This window comes from Flavisphingomonas formosensis, from assembly GCF_009755815.1.
Taxonomy (GTDB): Bacteria; Pseudomonadota; Alphaproteobacteria; order Sphingomonadales; family Sphingomonadaceae; genus Flavisphingomonas; species Flavisphingomonas formosensis.
In genome coordinates this window covers 510,797-532,199 of sequence record NZ_WRPK01000003.1, presented here as the reverse complement: position 1 = coordinate 532,199, position 21,403 = coordinate 510,797, and the positions used below count along the sequence as shown (strand labels likewise).

The following is a 21,403-nucleotide window of genomic DNA, read 5'->3' as shown; positions in this document are numbered from 1 at the left end:
AGCGTCGCCACCATCTTGACCAGCGCGCCGGTGAGCGCGGGATGTTTCTGTATGCGGTTGCGCCGCCTTGCCCAGGCAGTGAGTTGCGGCAATCCCACAGCTGCAACGGCGCTCCTGACGCCCGCGGGCGCCGCGCCGCCAGTATCGTGGCGTCGACGGTCATCCCTCCGCGCCCGGGGCGCTCACACCTGATCGGACGCGATCGTCTGACCTGCCGGAAACAGCTTTGCCCGGGTCGGCTGCACGAAGATGGCGCTGCCCGTCGATGGTGCCTGATCGCTCGGGATGTCGAGTTCCAGAGGCAGTTCCAGCCCCGCGACCTGGGCCTCGATCCTGACCGCGCCGTTGCGCGGGCGGGCTGAGGAGACGGTGGCGGGAACACCCGCTCCCTCCTGGGTGAGGCGGGCATCGTGCGGGCGGAAGAAGAGCTGGCCTGCGCCTTCCGCGATGTCCGGCGCCGCACCTTCGATCGCGACATTGTCGAAGACGATGCGACCATTGCCGACGGTCACCGGCAACCGGTTCGATTCGCCGACGAAATCGAAGACGAAGGCGGACGCGGGCTTGTCGTAGACGTCGACGGGCACCGCCACCTGCTCGATCTTGCCATGATCCATCACGACGACGCGGTCCGCGAGTTCCAGCGCTTCTTCCTGGTCGTGCGTCACGAAGATCGAGGTGAGGCCCATCCGCTCGTGCAGTTCGCGCAGCCAGCGGCGCAGATCCTTGCGGACCTTGGCGTCGAGTGCGCCGAACGGCTCGTCGAGCAGCAGGATGCGCGGCTCTACCGCCAGTGCGCGGGCCAGAGCGACGCGCTGGCGCTGGCCGCCGGAAAGCTGCGAGGGATAGCGGCCGCCGAGATGCTTGAGCTGCACCAGTTCCAGGAGATCGTCGACGCGGCGTCGGATCTCTTCCTTGGTGGGCCGTTCGCGGCGCGGCTTCACGCTGAGGCCGAAGCCGACATTGCCGGCTACGGTCATGTGCCGGAACAGTGCATAATGCTGGAATACGAAGCCGACTGCGCGATCGGCCACCGGCCGGTCGGTGATGTCGCTGCCGTTGAACGAGACGCTGCCTGTGTCGGGGAAGTCGAGGCCCGCCATGATGCGCAGCAGCGTCGTCTTGCCGGAGCCGGACGGCCCGAGCAGCGCCAGGAACTCGCCCGGACGGGCCTCCAGGCTGACATTGTCGAGCGCGGTGAAGTCACCGAAGCGCTTGGTGATGCCGGAGAGCGTTATGCTCATCTCAATGTCCCGTGTTCGAGCCGTGGTAGCCGTAGCGCCATTCCAGCGCGCTCTTCAGCACGAGGGTGACGAGCGCCAGCAGCGCGAGGAGCGAGGCGACCGCGAAGGCCGCCGCGAAATTATATTCGTTGTAGAGGATCTCGACGTGCAGCGGCATCGTATTGGTCTCGCCACGGATATGGCCGGAAACCACCGAGACCGCGCCGAATTCCCCCATGGCGCGCGCATTGCACAGCAACACGCCGTAGAGAAGTCCCCAGCGTATGTTGGGGACCGTGACCCGCCAGAAAGTCTGCCAGCCGCTGGCTCCGAGCGAGAGCGCCGCCTCCTCGTCGTCACGCCCCTGTTCGGCCATCAGCGGAATGAGCTCGCGCGCGACGAAGGGAAAGGTGACGAACACCGTCGCGAGCACGATGCCCGGCACCGCGAAGATGATCTGGATGTTGTGGCTTTCCAGCCAGGGTCCGAGCCAGCCCTGCGCGCCGAACAGCAGTACGTAGATGAGGCCCGAGACCACGGGCGAAACCGAGAAGGGCAGGTCGATCAGCGTGATCAACAGGTTCTTGCCCTTGAAGTCGAACTTGGTGATCGCCCAAGCGGCCAACACGCCGAACACCACGTTGAGCGGCACGGCGATCGCCGCTGTGATCAAGGTGAGCTTGATCGCCGAGATCGCGTCGGGATCCTTGATCGCTTCCAGATAGGCGCCGAACCCGTCACGCAGTGCCTCGCGGAATACCGCGACCAGCGGCAGCACGAGGAACAGGCCGAGGAACGAGAGGGCGACGAGGATCAGCACGATCCGAACCCACAGCGGACCGCCGATCCCACGCCGGCGGGGAGAGAAGAAAAGCGCCATCATCCCGCGAGCCTCTTACGGCTCCACAGCTGGATCAGGTTGATCACCGCCAGGAGGATGAAGGACACGATCAGCATCACTACCGCGATGCCGGTTGCACCTGCATAGTCGAACTGCTCGAGCTGAGTGACGATCAGCAGCGGGGAGATCTCGGTGTGGAAGGGCATGTTGCCCGCAATGAAGATGACCGAGCCATATTCGCCGACCGCACGCGCCAGCGCGAGCGCAAAACCGGTGAACAGCGCCGGCAGGATCGCCGGCAGGATGACGAGGCGGAATGTCTGCCAGCGGCTCGCGCCGAGCGAGGAGGCGGCTTCCTCTACGTCCGTGCCCAGATCCGCCAGCACCGGCTCCACCGATCGCACGACGAAGGGCAGCCCGATGAAGGTAAGCGCGACGACGATGCCAAGTGGCTTGTAGGCGACCTGTATGCCCAGCGGCTCGAGATATTGCCCCACCCAGCCGGTATTGGCGTAGAGCGAGGTGAGGGCGATGCCTGCGACCGCGGTGGGAAGGGCGAAGGGCAGGTCGACGATCGCGCTCGCCAGGCGCTTGCCGGGGAAGCGGTAGCGCACCAGCACCCAGGCGATGATCAGTCCGAACACCATGTTGACGCTCGCCGCCACCAGCGAGGCGCCGAAGGTCAGCCGGTAGGAGGCGACCGCGCGGCGCGAGAAGGCGACGTCGATGAACTCGTGCCATCCGCCCGCGGCCGTCCGCACGAACAGCGCCGAGAGCGGAATGAGCACGAGCAGAGACAGATAGGCGAGGGTGAAGCCCAGGGTGATGCCGAAGCCCGGCATGATCGATGGCTCGCGAAACCAGGCGCGTCTGCGCCTTCCGGCCGCGATGACGCCGGTTCTACTGGTCATGACTCCCCCCGCATTCGTGGTTGCGCGGGTGCATAGCTTGCCACGCGATATGAGGCCATAATAGTCTACCTACGGACTAGACAAGATTTGCATTTCATACACCGTCGCGGCAATTCGGTCGGAAGAGGTAGGAACGCGCTGACCGCATGGTGGTGCCTCTCTTGCCCTGTAGACTATCGGGTCGATCCTGTCGAAATAGGCCCGAATCCGGATTTGCTTTTCCGCGGAGGATGCGAATGTTCTTGTTCAACGGCCGGGAATCGCATCCCCGCTCGTTGGTGAAGGCGATCAGCTGGCGTACGCTCGGCAGCATCGATACTTTCATCCTGGGTATGATTTTCACCTCGAGCGTGAAAGCCGCAGGCTCGATCGCGTTGACCGAGGTGGTGACCAAGATCCTGCTTTACTACGTCCATGAGCGGGCCTGGGCATCCGTGCCTTGGGGCCATCAGAAGCCGGAGGAGCCCGCTGCGGCGGAGCCGGCAGTCAGGCGTCTGAAAGAGGTTCCGCAAGACTGACCATGTCGAGGATGCGCGCCGTTTCGTCGCGAACGGCAAGCATCACATGGTGGATGCGGCAGCTCGCCTCGTCCACGCAATTCTCGCAGGGCTGATGCGCGAGGCGGCTGGCGCACGGCACCAGCGCGAGCGACCCGCGTGTCAGTCGCACTATTTCTCCGTAGCTGATCTCCGCGGGCGGCCGGGCGAGCCAATAGCCGCCCTCCTTGCCGCGCATCGTTTCTATCAGGCCGGCCCGCCGCATCTCCGAAAGAATCACCGTCAGGAATTTCGCCGGTATATTCTGCGCTTCGGCGATCTCGCTGAGCTGCACGGGCCCTGCTCCGTAACGGTCTGCAAGATGGAGCAGGGCGCGGATCGCGTAGCGTGTGCGTTGGGAAAGCATCGCGCCCTCACCATGGCGGGCGAAAAACTCCTGTGCAAGAATGTTCAGGCCACCTTGCGCTCCGCGTGATGAGCCCGTATGTGGCCGGCCTTCCCGCCGTGTGGCGATCGTAGCTCAATTGGTTAGAGCGCCGGTTTGTGGTACCGGAGGTTGCGGGTTCAATCCCCGTCGATCGCCCCAGCACCCCCCTTCAGTCGAGCAGAATGGGGCCGTTCAGGCCGCGGGCGGGCCGAGTCCCGTGCGCTCCCGGTGCAGGCGATGTTCGCGATAGATGGTGAAGATGCCGCCGGCGGCGATCAGTCCGGCGCCGATCAGCGTATGCGCATCCGGCACTGCCGCCCAGAAGAGGAAGCCGAGCCCGGTCGCGCTGACGAGCTGCAAATAATCGAACGGTGCCAGCACCGCGATCGGCGCGAATCGCAGCGAGGCGGTCAGCATCATCTGGCCGGCGGCACCGAACACGCCGATGCAGCCCAGAATAATCCAGACTTCGGCGGGATGCCGAGTCGCCGTGAGCAGCAGCGGCACGAACAGCGCCACCAGGCAAAGGGCGCTGAACCAGAAGACGATCGCCGTCGCCGTCTCGCGCGCGGCGATCTGGCGCACCGTCACGTTCACCGATGCGACGCCGAGCGCAGCGGCAAGGCCGACCGCGACGGCGAGCGGCGGCAGCGGGGTCTGGCCCGGCTGGATCAGCACGACGACGCCGAGCAGCCCGAGCGCCAGCGCGAACCAGCGATGCGCGCCGACATGCTCGCGCAGCAGCACCGCGGACAGGAAGGTCGCGATCAGCGGCGCCATGAAGCCGATCGCCGTCGCGTCGGCGAGCGGCAGCATGGCGAGCGCCTGCACGTTGAACATCAGCGAGGTGAGCCCGATCGCGGTTCGCGTCACGTGGACGAGCGGCCGGCGCGTACGCACCGCCGCCAGCCCCGGCACGAGCGCGATGTAGGCGATGAGGAACGGCATGCCGAAAAGATTCCGGTAGAAGGCGATCTCCACCGTGTTGGCGCCGCGCGTGCTCGCCAGCTTCATCAGCGCGAACATCACCGAAAGCGCGGTCACCGATCCGATCCTGAGCGCGATGCCGCGCAGCCTGTGCTCGTCGGGACGCGATGCGGGGAGAGCGGCGGTGGCCATGCCCGATCAGTGCGCAGGTGGCGGCGCGAAAGCAAGCGAAGCGAGGTCCGGACCCGACTTGAGTCCAACGGCGATGCGGAACGCTTCCCCCCCGGCGGAAGCTGCTCTAAAGGGCAGGCGAAGACCTATGCACATCTTTGCCAATCCCGCCCGCTTCCTCGCTATCGCGCGGCCCCTGACGCCGTGGCTCGGCTGGGGCGGCGCGCTGCTCGTCGCCGTGGCCGCCGTCTCTGGCCTGTTCCTTACGCCGCCCGACTATCTGCAGGGCGACAGCGTGCGGATCATGTACATCCATGTGCCGTCCGCCTGGCTCGGCATGGCGGGATGGACCGGCATCGCGGCTGCCAGCCTCTTCCAGCTCGTCTGGCGCCATCCGCTGGCGGCCGTGGCCGGGCAGGCGATCGCGGTGCCGGGCGCGCTCTTCTCGGCGATCTGTCTCGTCACCGGCTCGATCTGGGGCCGGCCCACCTGGGGCACCTGGTGGCAATGGGACGGACGGCTGACCTCGATGCTCGTCCTGTTCTTCCTCTATCTCGGCTATATCGCGCTTGCCCGCGCCAGCGACGATCGCACCGGCGCCAATCCGATCGCGGCGATCTTCGGCCTGGTCGGCGCGATCAACATCCCGATCATCCATTATTCGGTGCTGTGGTGGCGCACGCTCCACCAGGGCCAGAGCATCACCCTCTCCGGATCGACGATCGACGCCTCGATCCTCTGGCCGCTGCCGATCGCGCTCCTCGGCTTCACCATGGTCTTCGGCGCGATCGTGCTGATGCGGATGCGGACCATCCTGGCGCGCAACAAGATCGAGGCGCGGCTCAAGCGGATGGCGGAAGCATGAACCACTGGCCGTTCATCATCGCGGCCTATGCGATCGGGCTCGGTGGCCCGGCGCTGTTCCTGCTGCAGAGCCTCCTGGCGATGCGCAAGGCGGAAGCCGAGGCGGAGGCGATCCGGCGGCGATGAAACCCAAGCATCAACGGCTCACGCTGGCGCTGCTCGCGCTGGCGGCCATCGTCGGCGCGACCCTGCTCGCCATGTCGGCGCTGCGCGATCAGGCCTCCTATTTCTACACGCCGGGCGACGCGATCCGCGATCATGTCGAGCCGGGCCGCGCGGTGCGGCTGGGCGGCATGGTCGCCGGCGGCTCGATCAGGCGCGCGGCCGACGGGGTGACCATCGATTTCGTCGTCACCGACGGGAAGCAGAGCGTGCCGGTCCGCTTCAAGGGCATCGTGCCCGATCTTTTCAAGGAGAATTCGGGCGTGGTCGCCGAGGGCGCCTTCGATGCCGGCGGCACCTTCGTCGCCGACACAATCCTCGCCAAGCATGACGAGCGCTACATGCCGCCGCAGATCGCGGGCGAGATGCACAAGTCCGAAAGCCTGAAGAAGTGATCGCGGAAATCGGCCTTGCCGCGCTGTGGCTCGCGGCCGCCCTGGCGGCGCTGCAATTCGTCTTCGGCGCCATAGCGCTGTACCAGCGGGACATGACGATGCTGCGCGGCGTGCGTGCGGTCGCGGTCGTCCAGGCGCTGCTCACCGCCACGGCCTTCGCGGCGCTGATCCTGGTCTTCCTGCGCACCGATCTGTCGGTGTCGCTGGTCGCCGCCAACAGCCATGTCGCCAAGCCCTGGCTGTACAAATTCGCCGGCACCTGGGGGAACCACGAAGGCTCGATGCTGATGTGGGTAACCATCCTGGCGTTGGCCGGCGGCGCCGTTGCGCTGTTCGAGCGACGGCTGGAGGATCGCACGTTGATCGCCACGCTCGCCGCACAAGCGACGATCGGCCTCGGTTTCTATGCCTTCCTGCTCTTCGCCTCGAACCCGTTCGATCGGCTCGATCCCGCGCCGGCGCAGGGCAACGGTCTCAACCCGCTGCTCCAGGATCCGGGCCTCGCCTTCCACCCGCCGACGCTCTACGTCGGCTATGTCGGACTTTCGATCGCCTTCTCCTTCGCCGTCGGCGCGCTCGTCACGCGCGATGTCGGCGCAGCCTTCGCCCGCGCGATGCGGCCCTGGGTGCTCGCCGCCTGGATCTTCCTCACCCTCGGCATCACCGCGGGCAGCTACTGGGCCTATTATGAGCTCGGCTGGGGCGGCTGGTGGTTCTGGGATCCGGTCGAGAATGCCTCGCTGATGCCCTGGCTGGCGGCGACGGCGCTGCTCCATTCGGTCACCGTGCTGGCCACGCGCGACGGCCTGCGCGCCTGGACGGTGATGCTTGCAGTCGTGGCCTTCTCCATGTCGATGATCGGCACCTTCCTTGTCCGCTCGGGCATATTGACGAGCGTGCACAGCTTCGCGGTCGATCCGCGCCGCGGCGCCTTCATCCTTGCCCTGCTCGCCATCTATATCGGCGGGGCGCTGGCGCTGTTCGCCCTGCGCGTCGGCACCGTTCGGGAAGGCTCGCGCTTCGACATGGTCAGCCGCGAAGGCTCGCTGGTGGCGAACAACCTGCTGCTCTCGGCGATCCTCGGCATCGTCCTGATCGGCACCCTCTATCCGCTCGGCATCGAGGCGCTGACCGGCGGCAAGCTGTCGGTCGGCCCGCCCTATTTCAACGCCGCGGCGGGCCCGCTGGCGCTGATCCTCGTCGTGGTGATGGCGGCCGGGCCGCTGCTGCGCTGGCGGCGCGACGAGCTCCGCGCGCTGGCACGGCGGCTCGCGGTGCCGGCGATCGTCGCCGTGCTCGCACTGGTGATCGTCCTCGCCGTTCTCCCCCGCGCGCATCTCCTGCCGAGCCTCGGCCTGATCCTCGCCGCCGGCGTCGCCGTGGCCAGCGTCGCACCGCTCTGGAAGCGCAATCTGCGCCGCACGCCGTTGTTCACCTGGGGCATGGTGATCGCGCATCTCGGCATCGCGGTAAGCCTCGCCGGCATGGCGAGCGAAAGCGCCTTCACCCAGGAAACCCTCGTCGCCGCGCGGCCGGGCGAGGTGCATGGGGTCGGCCCCTTCGCCGTGCGGTTCGAGGGGGTCGAACCGGTCGCCGGCCCGAACTGGACCGCGCTCGAGGCGACGCTCACCGCCACCCGCGGCACGGGCGCTCCGATGGAGATGCGGCCCCAGGCCCGCGCCTTCTGGGCGCCGCCGACCGAGACGAACGAAGCGGCGATCCGCACCCTCTGGGATGGACAGCTCTACACCGTGCTCGGCAAGCAGGCGGAGGATGGCCGCTGGCAGCTGCGCCTGTGGTGGAAACCCTTCGTCACCTTGATCTGGGCCGGCGGCGCGCTGGTCGCGATCGGTGGCGCGCTGTCGCTGCTGGGGCGGCTGCTGCGCGATCGGCGCGCGGCGCAGCGCGGCAAGGAGTGGTGGGAATGAAGAAGGCGATCCTCTGGGCGCCGCTGGCGATGTTCCTGATCTTCGCCGCGATGGTCGCCGGCAAGCTGTATGCGCCCGGCGACAGCAGCATCGTCTCGCACATGGTGGGCAAGCCGCTGCCAGCCTTCGCCCTGCCGGCGGGGATGCCCGATCGGCCCGGCCTCGCCAACACCGATTTCGCCAAGGGCAAGCCGCGGCTGCTCAACATCTTTGCAAGCTGGTGCGTGCCCTGCGCTGCCGAAGCGCCCCAGCTGGTCGAGCTGCGCAAGGCCGGCGTCGAGATCGACGCCATCGCCATCCGCGATCGGCCGGAGGACATTGCCGAATTCCTCAAGCGATACGGCGATCCCTATGCCCGCATCGGCAGCGACGCGAACAGCAGCGTGCAGGTGGCGATGGGCTCGTCCGGCGTACCCGAAAGCTTCGTGATCGACGGACAAGGCATCATCCGTCACCAGCATATCGGCGACATCCGGCCCGAAAATGTGCCGGACATCCTCGCCGCGATCCGGGCCGCGCAATGAAGCGGGCGGCGATCCTGATCGGCCTGATCGGCTGGGCCGCCACGGCCCAGGCCGATTCGCTGATGCCTGCGGATCCGATGGCCGACACCCAGCTCTCCGATCCTGCCAAGGAGGCGCAGGCCAAGGCGCTGATGGAAAATCTGCGCTGCGTCGTCTGCCAGGGCCAGTCTATCGCGGACAGCGATGCCGAGCTGGCCGGTGACATGCGCGCCATGGTGCGCCGCCGGATCGCGGCAGGCGAAAAGCCGGAGGCGATCCGGGCGTGGATGGTCGCCCGCTATGGCGACTGGATCAGCTTCCGGCCTCCGGTCGAACCGCTGACCTGGCCGCTCTGGGCGGCACCGATCCTCTTCCTGCTCGTCGGCCTCTGGCTGGCGCGTGGACGTTTCAGGCGCAGGGGGCGTTGATGGGCTGGCTCATCCTCTTCCTACTCGCGGCCGTCACTTTCGTCCTGTTGTGGCGGGTCGCCAGATTGTCGGGGCCCGCCTTGCAGTTGATGGCCGCCGCGGTGCTCGTCGCCATCGCCGGCTATGCCTGGCAGGGCAGCCCGAATTTGCCGGGCCAGCCGGCGGCGCCGAACCAGGACGTGATGCAATCGGATACCGCCTTCGCGACGGAGCGATCCAAGCTGATGGAGCGCTTCGGCAGCGAGGCGCAGTGGCTCGATTTCGCTGATGCCCTGCATCGCATGGGGCGCGATCAGATGGCCGTCGTGGCGATCAAGAGCGGCCTCCAGAAATATCCCAGGAGCGCCGATCTCTGGGTCGGCCTCGGCAATGCGCTGATCACCCATGGCGGCGGCATGATCTCCCCGGCGGCACAGTTCGCCTTCGATCGCGCGGCGCAGATCGCGCCGGATCATCCCGGGCCGCCTTTCTTCCTGGGTCTCGCTTACGCCCAGGCCGGGCAGATCGACAAGGCGGAGGCGGTCTGGCGGGCGCTGCTCGCCCGGACCCCGAACGATGCCCCATGGCGGGCCGATCTGGTGCAGCGTCTCGCCGTCATCGATGCGGCCCGCGCCCGCATGGGGCAGGCTGGCCGCCAATAGCTTGCCCGGCTCGGCTCTTCGCTGGCCGGATATGGACAAGCGTGGAGATCCGCTCCCGCGTGGCAAAGACTTTGCAAAATGGCGTGTCTTCACACCCGTCATCCGACGAAAGTCGGGGTCTATTCAGCGCTCGGTGGGTGGAGGGCCCCGACGGCCGTTCTTTCATCGGAGCGTCAATCGACCCCGACCTCCGTCGAGACGACGACATACGGAAAGGTCCGGCGAAAGCAGGCGACCAGATCGAACCGCATCGAACGCTCGATCCTCAATAGCCGTGCCAGCCCTCGAACCGGAGATCCAGCGCTTCGGCCACCGCCTGGTGACGGATCTTGCCTGCGGAGACGTTGAGGCCGGCGGCCAGATGCGGGTCGGCCGCCATCGCCGCCTCCGCTCCCTTGTTGGCGAGCGCCAGCGCGAAGGGAAGGGTGGCGTTGTTGAGCGCGAAGGCGGATGTGCGGGCCACCGCGCCGGGCATGTTCGCCACGCAATAGTGGATCACGCCTTCCTCGACGAACACCGGATCGTCATGGGTTGTGGGGTGGCTGGTCTCGAAGCAGCCCCCCTGGTCTATCGCGATGTCGACCAGCACGGATCCGCGCTTCATCGTCTTCAGCATCTCGCGCGTCACCAGCTTGGGCGCCGCGGCACCAGGCACCAGCACCGCACCGATCACCAGATGCGCCTTGGCGACGGCCGCCGCGATCGCGGCCTTGCTGGCATAGGCCGTCTTGATCTGGCTGGAGAAGAACATGTCCAGCTCGGCCAGCCGGTCGTTGTTGATGTCGTAGATGGTCACGTCCGCACGCATGCCGACCGCCATCTGTGCGGCATTCACGCCGGCGACGCCGCCGCCCAATATCGCGACGCGCGCCGGCGCCACGCCCGGCACGCCGCCGAGCAGCACGCCGCGTCCGCCTTGTTCCTTTTCCAGATAATGCGCGCCGACCTGGATCGACATCCGGCCGGCCACTTCCGACATCGGTTTCAAAAGGGGCAGGGAGCCGCCGCGCGAGGTGACCGTTTCATAGGCGATGCAGGTCGCGCCCGACTGCATCAGGCCCAGCGCCTGCGGCTTGTCCGCGGCGAGGTGCAGATAGGTGAACAGCACATGGCGGGGTTGGAGCAGTGCGATCTCGGAAGGCTGGGGTTCCTTCACCTTCACGATCATGTCGGCGGCGCCGAACACCTCGGCGGGGTTCGCGACGATGCGGGCGCCGGCCTCGACATAGTCGCTGTCCTCGAAATCGATGCCCATTCCGGCACGGGTCTCGACGATCAGCTCGTGGCCGGCCGCACTCAGCTCCGCCACGGACGCCGGAGTCAGCCCGACGCGATATTCGTGATTCTTGATTTCCTTGGGAACGCCGATGCGCATCTGACTGATCCTCCCATTCCGTTGGAAAGCAGCATAAACTGCGACTCGGCCGCGAATCTCTGCAAAGATGGCGCAACGGGACCGTTATGGATGCATGAAATCGAAGCTCCGCGCCCTTTGACCCAAAAATTCATGCACGAGCATCTGGATCGCATCGATCAGGCGATAGTGCGGGCCTTGGCGGACGACGCTCGCCTGCCGGTCAGCCAGATTGCCGAGCGGGCGGGCCTTTCCCAATCCGCCTGCACGCGGCGCATCCAGGCACTGGAGGATTCCGGCCGAATCACGGGATACGGCGCACGTTTCGGCCATCGCCGACTCGGTTTTCGCGTCACGGCACTGGTAGATATCACGCTCAGCACCCAGATAGAGGAGGATCTGGCGGCGTTCGAGGCGGCCGTTTCCCAGGTCGAAGGGATTGTGGAATGTGCCCTCGTGTCGGGCGGCCAGGATTATCGGCTCAAAATCGTCTGCCGCGATCTCGACGATTATGAGCGCATCCATCGGGAACATCTCGGTAAATTGCCAGGCGTCATGACGATCAATTCCAGTTTCGTGCTCCGCTCCGTAGCTACGCGAAGTGAAGCCGACGCGCTGTTCCGCGGCGCGTGATGGCATCGGGGCGCCCCTGTTGCGACGCATCATGGGAAGTGCTAGTGGCGCGCGCCAGTCGCCACGGGGCATCAGGCGGAAGCATGGGTCAGCATTCCAGTCCGGACCGAAGGTCCGGCCGCCGATGAACGAAACGGCGAGCGGCGTTCCGGCTTCGGCCGTACACGCATCATACGAGCATGGTCACGGCGATCAGGCGCTGTGGAAGCTGTCGCTGGGCGCGATCGGCGTCGTCTTCGGCGACATCGGCACCAGCCCGCTCTATGCCTTCCGCGAGACGTTCGTCGGCCATCACCCGCTGGTGCCCGATCATCTCCACGTCATGGGCGTGCTCAGCCTCATCTTCTGGTCGATGATGCTCGTGGTGACTGTGAAATATGTCACCATCATCATGCGTGCCGACAATAAGGGGGAGGGCGGCAGCCTCGCCCTTCTGGCCCTGATCTCGCGCTCTACAAATGCCAAGAAGCGCTGGACGCGCGGCCTCGTCCTGCTCGGCGTATTCGCCACCGCGCTCTTTTACGGCGACAGCATGATCACCCCGGCCATCTCGGTGCTGTCGGCGGTGGAAGGTCTGGCGGTGGTCGAGGCCGGTTTTTCCCCGCTCGTCCTGCCCCTCGCCATTGGCATCCTGATCGGCCTGTTCACCATCCAGGCGCGCGGCACAGCCAAGGTCGGCCTGCTGTTCGGCCCGATCATGGCGGTTTATTTCCTGACTCTGGCGGTGCTCGGCATCGTTCATATCGCTGCCAGCCCGCATATATTGGTGGCGCTCAACCCGCTTTACGCCATCCGCTTCTTCGCCGACGATTTCGTGCTCGGCTTCCTTGCCATGGGTTCGGTCGTGCTGGCGGTGACGGGGGCTGAGGCCCTCTATGCGGACATGGGTCATTTCGGGCGGCGGCCGATCCGGCTGTCCTGGCTCTATTTTGTCCTGCCGGCGCTGATGCTGAACTATCTCGGCCAGGGCGCGATGATCCTTTCCGCGACGCCGGCCGAAGCCGCGGTGATCATCCACAATCCCTTCTTCCTGCTGGCGCCCGATTCGCTCCGCCTGCCGCTCGTCATCCTGGCGACGATGGCGACGGTGATCGCCAGCCAGGCGGTGATCTCGGGTGCCTTCTCGGTCACCCAGCAGGCGATCCAGCTCGGCTTCATCCCGCGCCTCCGCATCACCCACACCAGCGCCTCGGCCGCCGGCCAGATCTACATCCCGTCGGTCAACTGGACGCTGATGGTGATGGTGATCCTGCTCGTGCTCACTTTCCGCAGCTCGACCAACCTTGCCGCGGCCTATGGCATCGCGGTCACCGGTGCGATGCTGATCGATACCTGCCTGCTCGGCGTGGTGCTGTTCAGCCTGTGGAAGTGGAACAGGTTCGCCGCGGCCGGCCTGCTGCTGGTCTTCTTCGCGGTCGATTTCGCCTATTTCACCGCCAATCTCACCAAGGTACCCGACGGCGGCTGGTTCCCGCTCGCCATTGGCCTGCTCGCCTTCACCATGCTCACCACCTGGTCGAAGGGGCGCGCGCTGATGATCAACCGGATGCGTGAATCGGCGATGCCGGTGCAGGTGTTCGTAAAATCCGCCGCCAATTCGGCGACGCGTGTTCCGGGCACCGCGGTGTTCATGACCTCGTCCGCCGATGGCGTGCCCCATGCGCTGCTGCACAATCTGAAGCACAACAAGGTCCTGCACGAACGGGTGATCCTGCTCACCGTGAAGATCGAGGACGTGCCCTATGTCGACGAGCCCGGGCGCTGCACCGTCGTCGATCTCGAACAGGGCTTCTACCGCTTCCACGTCCGCTATGGCTTCATGCAGGATCCGGACGTGCCGGCCGCGCTATCGCGAATCGTCAGCTGCGGTCCTGAATTCAAGATGATGGACACCAGCTTCTTCCTGTCGCGGCAGACGCTGATCGCATCGTCGCGCCCGGGCATGGCGCTGTGGCGCGAAAAGCTCTTCGCCTGGATGCTGCGTAACGCGGAAAGCGCGATGGAATTCTTCAAGCTGCCGACCAATCGCGTCGTCGAGTTGGGCAGCCAGGTCGAGATCTGAGCGCGGCGTGCGCGTCGCGATCCTGCTCGCTGCCGGACGATCGACCCGGTTCGGTTCCGCCAACAAGCTGATGGCTCCGCTCGCCGGCCGTCCGCTGGTCCTGCATGCCCTTGCTGCGGCCCGTGCAGCGCCCGTCGCCCGTGTGGTCGTAGTAACCGGTGCGCAAGCTCCCCGCATTGCCGCCACGGTCCGCAAGGCAGGCGTCAGGGTCGCCGTGGTGCGGGCACGCGATCATCGTCAGGGGCTTTCCGCCAGTCTGCGCGCAGCTTTTGCCGCGCTGTGGCCGATCGAACGGGCCGTTTTCGTCTTTCTCGCCGATATGCCGTCCGTCCCGCACGAAATCGCCGGCCGCCTCCTGCGCCGCAAGACGCATGCGCGCGTCGGCATGATAAGGCCGCTATGGCGCGGGCGGCCTGGCCACCCGGTGCTGCTGGATAGGCCCGATGTTCGTCGGATCGCCGCGTTGCGGGGCGACAGGGGGCTCGCCGCGCTCGGCTCCGTACATCGGTATCCGGTGCGCGCGCGGGGCGTCGTCCGGGATGTCGATCGGGCCGCGCAGCTCCATGGGGAGAGACCGACGCATCGCCCGGATGAATCGGCAGGTTGATCCGCCGGCCCGAATCGCTATGCCTCGTGTCATAGTCAACTGAGACACCGGGTTCGTCATGCGTAAGCGTTTCATAGTGCTCGCCGCGTCCAGCGGCCTTCTCTCCATCGCTGCCATTTCCGCTACGGTCGCCGCGACGGCGCATCGCGTGGCATCCGCCTCCGGCAAGCCCGCGATCGGCAGCTACGGCTTCGACGAATCGGGCATGGATCGGTCGGTCGCTCCGGGCGACGATTTCTATCTCTACGCCAATGGCGATTGGGCCAAGAAGACGCCTATTCCCGCGGATCGCTCCAATTTCGGCATGTTCTCGGTCCTCGATGATCTGTCCTTCGAACGGACGCGGGACATTCTGCAGGCCGAGCAGTCCGATCCCGCCTCGAAGATCGGTGCGCTCTACGCAAGCTTCCTCGATGAGAAGGGGGTGGAGGCGCGCGGCATTGCTCCCGTCCAGCCGGAACTGGCGGCGATCCGGGCGATTGCTACCAAGGCGGACTATGCCGCGGCGCTCGGCAAGGCTTTGCGGGCGGGTGTAGTCGGCCCGATCGATGCCACCGTTGGAATCGACGACAAAAATCCCGACAAGATGATCGTTCAGGTCTCGCAGGGCGGCCTCGGCCTGCCCGATCGCGACTATTATCTGAAATCCGATGCCAGCATGGTCGAAACCAGGGCTGCCTATGTGGCCTATATGGAAAAGCTGTTCGGGCTGGCGGGCGAGCCGGACGGCGCGGCGCGTGCCAAGGCCGTGCTCGACTTTGAGACGCGCATTGCCGAGGCGCAGTGGACGCGCGTCGACAGCCGGGACAGCGATAAGGTCTATAATCCCTTCCTGCGGGCCGATTTCGACAGCAAGGCACCGGGCTTCGACTGGAAGGCGTATTTCACTGCCGCGGGTCTGGAAGGGCCGCACGATTTTCTCGTGTCGCAGCCGAGCGCGATCGCCGGCGCGGCCTCTGCGATCGCCGCCGCGCCGCTCCCCGTGCTCAAGGATTATCTCTGGATCCAGACACTGGACGGAGCCGCCCCCTATCTTTCGAAGGCATTTGTCGACGCCAATTTCGCCTTTCACGGCACGGTGCTGAACGGCACGCCCGAGAACCGCGCCCGCTGGAAGCGTGCGGTCGATCTGGTGAACTCCTCGATGGGCGAGGCGGTCGGCCAGAAATATGTCGCGCGCTATTTCCCGCCGGAGGCGAAAGCCGCGGCAGACCAGCTCGTACGCAACATCATCGCAGCGTGGGACAAGCGCCTCCAGAACCTCAGCTGGATGGATCCCGGGACCAAGGCCGAGGCACGTGCCAAGCTCGCCGCCTTCCGTCCCAAGATCGGCTATCCTTCCAAATGGCGCGATTATTCGGCGCTGCGCGTCGATGCGCACGATCTCTACGGCAATGTTGAGCGGGCGAGCGAGTTCGACTGGCAACGTAAACTGAACAAGCTCGGCAAGCCGGCCGATCGCGCCGAATGGTTCATGACGCCGATGGAAATCAACGCCTACGCCAATCCGGCGTGGAACGAGATCGTCTTTCCGGCCGCCATTCTGCAGCCGCCCTTCTTCGACCCGAAGGCCGATCCCGCGATCAACTATGGCGGCATCGGTGCGGTGATCGGGCATGAGCTCAGCCACCATTTCGACGATCAGGGTCGCAAATATGACAAGACCGGCCGTCTCGCCGACTGGTGGACACCGCAGGACGTGCAGCGCTTCACCGCGCTTACCGATCGCCTGGTGAAGCAATATGACGCCTATGAGCCGCTGCCCGGCCTTCACATCCAGGGTGCGTTGACGCTCGGCGAGAACATCGCCGATCTTGCCGGTCTCACCGTCTCGCACGATGCTTATCTGATGGCGTTGAAAGGCAAGCCGGCGCCTGCGCTGGGCGGTTTCACCGGTGACCAGCGCTTCTATCTGGGATGGGCGCAGGTCTGGCGGCGCAGCTATCGCGAGGCGAACCTGCGCCAGCGCCTGCTCACCGATCCGCATTCGCCTTCGGAACAGCGCACTGCGACGGTGCGCAATCTCGATCCCTGGTATGGAGCCTATAAGCCGGCGCCCGGCACGAAGCTTTATCTGGCTCCGGCGGATCGCGTTCGCATCTGGTAGGGGGCGGAGCGGGCGTCAGCCCATGATCCGCTGGATGATCCGCCGTGGCGGCCTCGCCGGCCTTGCCGGGCGCATGGGCGTGACGCGTATGCTGGAGGACCAGCCCCACAGCGTCACCACTGCCGCCGCATAGGACGGCTCGACCGGGTCGGTTTCGGCTTCCTCGACGGCTGCGAATTCGGGCAGGCTGCGCAGCCGCTCGATCCGGGCGCGGTCGGCCCTGCCGAAGATCTTGCCTTGTTGGATGGATTGGGCGGTGATCTCCACACGCTCGCGCAGCAGGGCGCCGGTCGCCGCGATCATGTCGCTCCGGGAGGATATGCTGAAGATGAGGGCGATGGGATCGGCCTGATCGGTCATGGCGTGTCACCTGCTATCGTTGCTGCCTGCTCGCCGCCCGGCTTAGGGCGGGGGCGTTCCGGCCGCGCGTGACGCCTGTCACGCCGTTGGAAAAGCCTTGTCCTTTGGCTTACGGAAGGGTCGGATGCCGCCGCGCGGCGCATAGGCCGACCATGCTCGGCCCGGGGGAGACGGGAACGCGGTGATGTGGGGGAGCAAGCCTGTCCTGGCTGTGGAGCGCCGCTATCGCGCCTTCATCAGCTACAGCCATCGCGATGCCGCGATCGGCCGGCAGCTGCATGCCCGTCTCGAAAGCTATCGCCTGCCTCGCCGCCTCGTCGGCTGGGAGGCGAAGCGCGGTGCGGTGCCCGCTCGCCTGACGCCTATCTTCCGCGATATCGACGAGTTGCCCGCCTCGGACGATCTCAGCGCGGAAGTGACGGCCGCGCTCGCCGCGTCGGACAGCCTGATCGTGCTCTGCTCGCCCGACGCCGCCGCCTCGCTCTGGGTCGCGCGCGAGATCGCGCTGTTCCGGCAGCTCCATCCCGATCGGCCGATCCTCGCCGCGCTCGTCCGCGGCGAGCCCGAGGAGGCGTTTCCCGAGGCGCTGCGCGTCGGCGGGATCGAACCGATCGCCGCCGATCTGCGCAGGGGCGGCGATGGCAAGCGGCTAGGGGTCCTGAAGCTCGTCGCCGGCATTCTCGGTATCGGCCTCGACATGCTGATCCAGCGCGATGCGCAGCGCCGTCTGCGGCGTGTGACCGCGGTCACGGTCGTCGCCCTCGTCGCCGTGCTAGCCATGGCGATATTGACGATCGTTGCGATGCGCGCCCGTGCCGAGGCGGAGCGACAGCGCGCGGCAGCGGAGGGACTGGTGGAATTCATGCTGACCGATTTGCGGCAGCGGCTGATCGGGGTCGGCAGGCTGGACGTGATGTCCGCGGTGAACGAGCGGGCGATGCGCTTCTATGGCGCGCAGGAGACGCTTGCCGCGCTTCCGGCCGGCAGCCTGGAACGGCGGGCCCGCCTGTTGCAGGCGATGGGTCAGGACGACGAGACCCGCGGCGATCTGGATCGCGCGCTCGCCAAGTTCCTCGAGGCGCATCGTACCACCGAAACGCTGCTCGCCCAGGCGCCCGATGATCCGGCGCGCATCTTCGCCCATGCCCAGAGCGAATATTGGATCGGCCATATCGACGAACTCGCCGGCCGCTTCACCCGCGCGATGGCGGCTTACCGCCGTTATCAACAGCTCGCCCGCCGCCTGATCGCCATCGCGCCGGCCAATCCCCGCTATCAGATGGAGATGGGCTATTCCGACAGCAATGTCGGCATCGTCCTGTTTACCGGCCTGAATCGGCCCGCCGAGGCGCGCGGCTGGTTCCTGAAAGCGCTGCACTGGTTCGAGCGGGCGAATGCCGGCGTGCCTGATGCGCGGGCCGAAATGGCCAATGCCCATGCCTGGATCGCCGACACCTATATGGACGAGCGCAGCTATGATGCCGCGCGCGAGCACCGGCTTGCCGAACGCGCGCTGCATCAGGCGCTGCTCGCCGCCGACCCGGCCAATACCGCCAAGCGATATGCGCTGGTCATCACCAACCGATCGCTGGCGCGCATTGCCATGGCCCAGCGCGACTATCCCGCCTGCCACGGCCTGCTCGATCTCGCCTCCGCCGATCTCGCCGCGCTGCTCCGCATCGAGAACGGCAACGACGTCTGGCGCCAGCAGGCGGCCTGGATCGCGATGGATCGTGCTTCGCTCGCCCTCGCAGAGGCGAACCGCGCCGCCGCCCGCTCCAATCTCGCCGATGCGCGCACGGCGATCGCCGCCGTCCGCCAGGACGCGCACAACCCGTCCAGCGACATCGCGCTGATCAACCGCCGCATTTCCGAAATCGCGTCCGCCGCCCGGTAATTTGGCGGCGTTGCCAGACAGTGAAAGGATTGAACCCATGGCTTTCCAGACCGCAAGGCAGATCAAGGCTCATTTCAAGGATGCGAGCTGGGGCGATTCGCCGATCAGCGCTCCGCCCGCCGGGGTGGCGGAGCCCGATCGCATCCTGGTAATGTATCTGGGCTTCGATCAGGACTTCCAGCTCAAGCCCGTCCAGCGCGCGGAATTGCTGAACGGTCGCACGGTCGAGGTCGCCGAGGAGGAGATCGTCGCCCAGATCCGCGTCGATCTGGCGAGCGGCACCCCCCTCCCGGCCGAGGGCGCGGGCGTCCAGTTCGATCATTATCCTTCCTATTTCACCGTCGTGCTCGACGCCGGCAAATGGCAGTTCTTTCCCGAGAATGGCGGCGCGGCGGACGAGACGATGATCTTCGTGCGTGAAAAGGCCGCCGATTCGAACGGCCCCGGCACCCGCTACGATCCGAACAAGAGCTTCTACAATCTCTCCCGCCGCCGTATCCAGGGCCGGGACAGCATCCGCTGCGCCAACTATATGCTCGATCGTCAGGGCCGGCCGATGCAGGAGAATGAGACCCGCACCTATTCGTTCAACTTTCTCGTGCGCGTGCCGATCAACAATCCGGAGAGCGGTGAGGATCCGTGGCTGACGATCATCATCGATCCGACCGGCCAGAATCAGGGCCCGAAGCGGCCTTGACGAAGGCGGTCGACGGCTTTGCGGGGTTGCGCATGCCCCGCTTGTGCCGGCAGATTGCGCCGGCGACGGACGGCGTTCGCGCGGAATTGAAACTGCTTGCCGCGCGGGCTCCCGTCCGCCGGGGGAGGACCGGCCTTGCCGACCAGTGCCGCTGACAGGTTGATCTCGATCATCGCCCACGCCCGCTCCGGCGCTCTCGAACAGGCTTGGCTGTTGTTCCGCGAGGCGGGGTTGGACGCGGAAAAGGACGATCCTGCGGTGCTCAGCGTGCGCGGCCGTCTGCTCAAGGACCGCGCGCTCGCGGCGCCCTTGGCCGAGCGCAAGCGCCTGTTCGGCGTGGCGGCCGAGTCCTACGCCGCGGCCGCCGCGATCAACGGCGCCAGCTATCCGCTGATCAACGCCGCCACCCTGGCGCTGCTCGCCGGTGCGCCGGAGCAGGCCCGCGATCATGCCCGCCAGGTGATCGCCCGGATCGAGGCGCGGCCCGACGAGCCGGAAACCCCTTATTATCGCGCGGCGACGGTGGCCGAGGCGCGGCTCCTGCTGGGCGAGGTCGCGGCCGCGCGCGATGCGCTTGCCGAAGGCATCGCGCTGGCCCCGCGCGCGTGGGAGGATCACGCCTCCACCCTGCGCCAGTTCGGGCTGATCCTCGACGCGCTGGGCGAGGACAAGGCGTGGCTCGATCTGCACCGCCCGCCGCGCAGCATGCATTTCGCCGGCCCGATCACGGTCGCCGCCGGGGATGCGCTGGCAGGGGCGGTCGCGGATCTCATCGCCGCCGAACGGATCGGCTTCGCATTCGGCGCGCTCGCCGCGGGTGCGGACATTGTCATCGCCGAAGCGGCGCTGGCGGCAGGGGCGGAGCTTCACGTCGTGCTGCCGGGCGATCGCGCGGGCTTTGCCAGCCGCTCGGTCGAGCCTTTCGGGGCCGACTGGCTGACCCGCTTCGACGCGCTGATCGAACGGGCGGAGACGGTGCGGGAGATAGGTGCCGAACATGGCCCGGTGGATCACGCCGCCATCGCGCTCGCCGACATGATGGCGATGGGCGGCGCGGCCATGCAGGCCGGCCTGCTGCAGAGCGAGGCAGTTCAGCTGCTCGTCACCGCGGAGGAGGCCGATGGCGGCGTCGGCGGCGACAACAGCATGCGCGTCGGCCAGCGCTGGCTCGCCGCCGGCCGTCGCCAGTTGCGCGTCACCGCACCGCGCACCGCGGCCGCGCCGCCGGCCCCCGCCTTGCTGCCCGATGCGGACGAGCAGCACCACATGGCGGCGATGCTGGCTCTATCGCCGGTCGCGGACAGGGGCGGGCGGCTCGCGCCCGAGGATCTCTCGGCCCGCCTCGCCGCGATTGCCGATGCTCTCGCCGCATCCGGGAACATGACGGTGCCGCCCTGCTGGGCCGCGGGCACGTTGCATCTCGCCTTTGCCGAGACGGCTGCGGCCGTGGCGGCGGCGCAGGCGCTCGCCCGGGCGCTGGCCGCATTCGGCGCCTGGCGCATCGCCGGCCATTTCGGCTCGGTCTTCCGGCTGCAGGACCCGCTGACCGGCGGCACGACGCTGTTCGGCCCGGCGGCCAAGGCTCCCGCCAGGCTGCTCGGCTCCGTCCCGCCCGGCGCCATCCACGTCACCGAGGGCTTCACCCTGGCGCTCTGGGCGGAGAATGCCGCGCCGCCGGGCACGGGCCTAGTCGGCGAGGTGGTCGGCGAGGACGGCCTGCCGGTGCCGGTCTATGCGCTCGCCCGCCAGCGCGGCGTCGACTGACGCC

22 protein-coding genes and 1 tRNA gene are annotated in these 21,403 nt (G+C 66.9%); 16 read left to right on the top strand and 7 right to left on the bottom strand.

The annotated features are described in order from the left end of the window. Positions 1-182: 182 nt before the first annotated feature. The 3 genes from GQY20_RS11920 to cysT are packed head-to-tail and all read right to left on the bottom strand — an operon-like array spanning position 183 to position 2,975. Positions 183-1,244, bottom strand: coding sequence for a sulfate/molybdate ABC transporter ATP-binding protein (locus tag GQY20_RS11920; protein WP_157217276.1), 1,062 nt, complete (start codon positions 1,242-1,244; stop codon positions 183-185). Between the two features lies 1 nt (position 1,245). Then, on the bottom strand, positions 1,246-2,106 hold the full coding sequence (cysW, locus tag GQY20_RS11915; protein WP_232476008.1) for a sulfate ABC transporter permease subunit CysW: 861 nt from the start codon (positions 2,104-2,106) through the stop codon (positions 1,246-1,248). Then, positions 2,103-2,975, bottom strand: coding sequence for a sulfate ABC transporter permease subunit CysT (gene cysT / locus GQY20_RS11910; RefSeq protein ID WP_157217275.1), 873 nt, complete (start codon positions 2,973-2,975; stop codon positions 2,103-2,105). Before cysT ends, cysW begins: the two co-directional genes overlap by 4 nt. Before the next feature lie 236 nt (positions 2,976-3,211). On the opposite strand from cysT, the gene GQY20_RS11905 reads away from it, so the two are divergent. Then, positions 3,212-3,493, top strand: coding sequence for a DUF2061 domain-containing protein (locus GQY20_RS11905; RefSeq protein ID WP_157217274.1), 282 nt, complete (start codon positions 3,212-3,214; stop codon positions 3,491-3,493). On the opposite strand, the gene GQY20_RS11900 is transcribed toward GQY20_RS11905, so the two are convergent. After that, positions 3,462-3,878: an RrF2 family transcriptional regulator gene (locus GQY20_RS11900; protein WP_157217273.1), complete on the bottom strand. Its 417-nt coding sequence runs from the start codon at positions 3,876-3,878 to the stop codon at positions 3,462-3,464. The two genes, GQY20_RS11905 and GQY20_RS11900, sit on opposite strands and share 32 nt — an antisense overlap. A gap of 103 nt (positions 3,879-3,981) precedes the next feature. Here GQY20_RS11900 and GQY20_RS11895 point away from each other — a divergent pair. Then, positions 3,982-4,058 (top strand) — tRNA-His (locus GQY20_RS11895). 33 nt (positions 4,059-4,091) lie between these two features. Here GQY20_RS11895 and GQY20_RS11890 read toward each other — a convergent pair. Beyond that, on the bottom strand, positions 4,092-5,018 hold the full coding sequence (locus GQY20_RS11890; RefSeq protein ID WP_232476007.1) for a DMT family transporter: 927 nt from the start codon (positions 5,016-5,018) through the stop codon (positions 4,092-4,094). Positions 5,019-5,145: 127 nt separating this feature from the next. Here GQY20_RS11890 and ccmC point away from each other — a divergent pair, with 127 nt between their 5' ends. Genes ccmC through GQY20_RS11860 form a run of 7 tightly spaced genes read left to right on the top strand, consistent with a single transcriptional unit; the run spans position 5,146 to position 9,918 of the window. After that, positions 5,146-5,862 (top strand): heme ABC transporter permease CcmC, encoded by a 717-nt coding sequence (ccmC, locus tag GQY20_RS11885; protein WP_157217272.1) that lies wholly within the window; start codon positions 5,146-5,148, stop codon positions 5,860-5,862. Continuing rightward, positions 5,859-5,987 (top strand): hypothetical protein, encoded by a 129-nt coding sequence (locus tag GQY20_RS32815; RefSeq protein ID WP_269769734.1) that lies wholly within the window; start codon positions 5,859-5,861, stop codon positions 5,985-5,987. Before ccmC ends, GQY20_RS32815 begins: the two co-directional genes overlap by 4 nt. Then, positions 5,984-6,418 carry a cytochrome c maturation protein CcmE gene (ccmE, locus tag GQY20_RS11880; protein ID WP_157217271.1) on the top strand — a complete coding sequence of 145 codons (435 nt, stop codon included), beginning with the start codon at positions 5,984-5,986 and terminating at the stop codon, positions 6,416-6,418. The genes GQY20_RS32815 and ccmE overlap by 4 nt, the downstream gene beginning before the upstream one ends. Next, positions 6,415-8,346, top strand: coding sequence for a heme lyase CcmF/NrfE family subunit (locus GQY20_RS11875; RefSeq protein ID WP_157217270.1), 1,932 nt, complete (start codon positions 6,415-6,417; stop codon positions 8,344-8,346). The genes ccmE and GQY20_RS11875 overlap by 4 nt, the downstream gene beginning before the upstream one ends. Beyond that, positions 8,343-8,870 carry a DsbE family thiol:disulfide interchange protein gene (locus GQY20_RS11870; RefSeq protein WP_157217269.1) on the top strand — a complete coding sequence of 176 codons (528 nt, stop codon included), beginning with the start codon at positions 8,343-8,345 and terminating at the stop codon, positions 8,868-8,870. Before GQY20_RS11875 ends, GQY20_RS11870 begins: the two co-directional genes overlap by 4 nt. Beyond that, positions 8,867-9,277, top strand: coding sequence for a cytochrome c-type biogenesis protein (locus GQY20_RS11865; protein WP_157217268.1), 411 nt, complete (start codon positions 8,867-8,869; stop codon positions 9,275-9,277). Before GQY20_RS11870 ends, GQY20_RS11865 begins: the two co-directional genes overlap by 4 nt. Further along, positions 9,277-9,918: a tetratricopeptide repeat protein gene (locus GQY20_RS11860; protein ID WP_198350925.1), complete on the top strand. Its 642-nt coding sequence runs from the start codon at positions 9,277-9,279 to the stop codon at positions 9,916-9,918. The genes GQY20_RS11865 and GQY20_RS11860 overlap by 1 nt, the downstream gene beginning before the upstream one ends. A 265-nt stretch (positions 9,919-10,183) precedes the next feature. Here GQY20_RS11860 and ald read toward each other — a convergent pair whose 3' ends face one another. After that, positions 10,184-11,293, bottom strand: coding sequence for an alanine dehydrogenase (gene ald, locus GQY20_RS11855; RefSeq protein WP_157217266.1), 1,110 nt, complete (start codon positions 11,291-11,293; stop codon positions 10,184-10,186). Between ald and GQY20_RS11850 the strand changes: the two genes are divergently transcribed. From GQY20_RS11850 to GQY20_RS11835, 4 genes are all read left to right on the top strand, one after another. After that, on the top strand, positions 11,258-11,905 hold the full coding sequence (locus GQY20_RS11850; RefSeq protein ID WP_232476006.1) for an Lrp/AsnC family transcriptional regulator: 648 nt from the start codon (positions 11,258-11,260) through the stop codon (positions 11,903-11,905). The genes ald and GQY20_RS11850 overlap by 36 nt on opposite strands. Before the next feature lie 124 nt (positions 11,906-12,029). Beyond that, positions 12,030-13,967, top strand: a complete 1,938-nt coding sequence (locus GQY20_RS11845) for a potassium transporter Kup (RefSeq protein WP_157217265.1) — start codon at positions 12,030-12,032, stop codon at positions 13,965-13,967. A gap of 7 nt (positions 13,968-13,974) precedes the next feature. Continuing rightward, entirely contained in the window at positions 13,975-14,574 is a 600-nt protein-coding gene (locus GQY20_RS11840; protein ID WP_157217264.1) for a nucleotidyltransferase family protein, read from the top strand. A gap of 58 nt (positions 14,575-14,632) precedes the next feature. Then, on the top strand, positions 14,633-16,681 hold the full coding sequence (locus GQY20_RS11835) for a M13 family metallopeptidase (protein WP_157217263.1): 2,049 nt from the start codon (positions 14,633-14,635) through the stop codon (positions 16,679-16,681). Positions 16,682-16,696: 15 nt separating this feature from the next. On the opposite strand, the gene GQY20_RS11830 is transcribed toward GQY20_RS11835, so the two are convergent. Continuing rightward, positions 16,697-17,041 carry a hypothetical protein gene (locus GQY20_RS11830; RefSeq protein WP_157217262.1) on the bottom strand — a complete coding sequence of 115 codons (345 nt, stop codon included), beginning with the start codon at positions 17,039-17,041 and terminating at the stop codon, positions 16,697-16,699. 184 nt (positions 17,042-17,225) lie between these two features. On the opposite strand from GQY20_RS11830, the gene GQY20_RS11825 reads away from it, so the two are divergent. The 3 genes from GQY20_RS11825 to GQY20_RS11815 all read left to right on the top strand — a co-directional run bounded on the left by GQY20_RS11825 (position 17,226) and on the right by GQY20_RS11815 (position 21,399). After that, positions 17,226-18,938, top strand: a complete 1,713-nt coding sequence (locus GQY20_RS11825) for a toll/interleukin-1 receptor domain-containing protein (RefSeq protein ID WP_157217261.1) — start codon at positions 17,226-17,228, stop codon at positions 18,936-18,938. Positions 18,939-18,975: 37 nt separating this feature from the next. Further along, positions 18,976-19,635, top strand: a complete 660-nt coding sequence (locus GQY20_RS11820; protein ID WP_157217260.1) for a hypothetical protein — start codon at positions 18,976-18,978, stop codon at positions 19,633-19,635. Between the two features lie 135 nt (positions 19,636-19,770). Beyond that, entirely contained in the window at positions 19,771-21,399 is a 1,629-nt protein-coding gene (locus GQY20_RS11815) for a tetratricopeptide repeat-containing protein (RefSeq protein WP_198350924.1), read from the top strand. Positions 21,400-21,403: the final 4 nt, after the last annotated feature.

Bases quoted from the DNA above. Each gene is read 5' to 3' on its own strand.
- GQY20_RS11860 (WP_198350925.1), top strand. From the start codon at position 9,277: ATGGGCTGGCTCATCCTCTTCCTACTCGCGGCCGTCACTTTCGTCCTG.
- GQY20_RS11825 (WP_157217261.1), top strand. From the start codon at position 17,226: ATGTGGGGGAGCAAGCCTGTCCTGGCTGTGGAGCGCCGCTATCGCGCC.
- cysT (WP_157217275.1), bottom strand. From the start codon at position 2,975: ATGACCAGTAGAACCGGCGTCATCGCGGCCGGAAGGCGCAGACGCGCC.
- ccmE (WP_157217271.1), top strand. From the start codon at position 5,984: ATGAAACCCAAGCATCAACGGCTCACGCTGGCGCTGCTCGCGCTGGCG.
- GQY20_RS11820 (WP_157217260.1), top strand. From the start codon at position 18,976: ATGGCTTTCCAGACCGCAAGGCAGATCAAGGCTCATTTCAAGGATGCG.
- GQY20_RS32815 (WP_269769734.1), top strand. From the start codon at position 5,859: ATGAACCACTGGCCGTTCATCATCGCGGCCTATGCGATCGGGCTCGGT.
- GQY20_RS11835 (WP_157217263.1), top strand. From the start codon at position 14,633: ATGCGTAAGCGTTTCATAGTGCTCGCCGCGTCCAGCGGCCTTCTCTCC.
- ald (WP_157217266.1), bottom strand. From the start codon at position 11,293: ATGCGCATCGGCGTTCCCAAGGAAATCAAGAATCACGAATATCGCGTC.
- cysW (WP_232476008.1), bottom strand. From the start codon at position 2,106: ATGATGGCGCTTTTCTTCTCTCCCCGCCGGCGTGGGATCGGCGGTCCG.
- GQY20_RS11920 (WP_157217276.1), bottom strand. From the start codon at position 1,244: ATGAGCATAACGCTCTCCGGCATCACCAAGCGCTTCGGTGACTTCACC.
- GQY20_RS11845 (WP_157217265.1), top strand. From the start codon at position 12,030: ATGAACGAAACGGCGAGCGGCGTTCCGGCTTCGGCCGTACACGCATCA.
- GQY20_RS11870 (WP_157217269.1), top strand. From the start codon at position 8,343: ATGAAGAAGGCGATCCTCTGGGCGCCGCTGGCGATGTTCCTGATCTTC.
- GQY20_RS11900 (WP_157217273.1), bottom strand. From the start codon at position 3,878: ATGCTTTCCCAACGCACACGCTACGCGATCCGCGCCCTGCTCCATCTT.
- GQY20_RS11890 (WP_232476007.1), bottom strand. From the start codon at position 5,018: ATGGCCACCGCCGCTCTCCCCGCATCGCGTCCCGACGAGCACAGGCTG.
- GQY20_RS11830 (WP_157217262.1), bottom strand. From the start codon at position 17,041: ATGACCGATCAGGCCGATCCCATCGCCCTCATCTTCAGCATATCCTCC.
- GQY20_RS11905 (WP_157217274.1), top strand. From the start codon at position 3,212: ATGTTCTTGTTCAACGGCCGGGAATCGCATCCCCGCTCGTTGGTGAAG.
- GQY20_RS11865 (WP_157217268.1), top strand. From the start codon at position 8,867: ATGAAGCGGGCGGCGATCCTGATCGGCCTGATCGGCTGGGCCGCCACG.
- ccmC (WP_157217272.1), top strand. From the start codon at position 5,146: ATGCACATCTTTGCCAATCCCGCCCGCTTCCTCGCTATCGCGCGGCCC.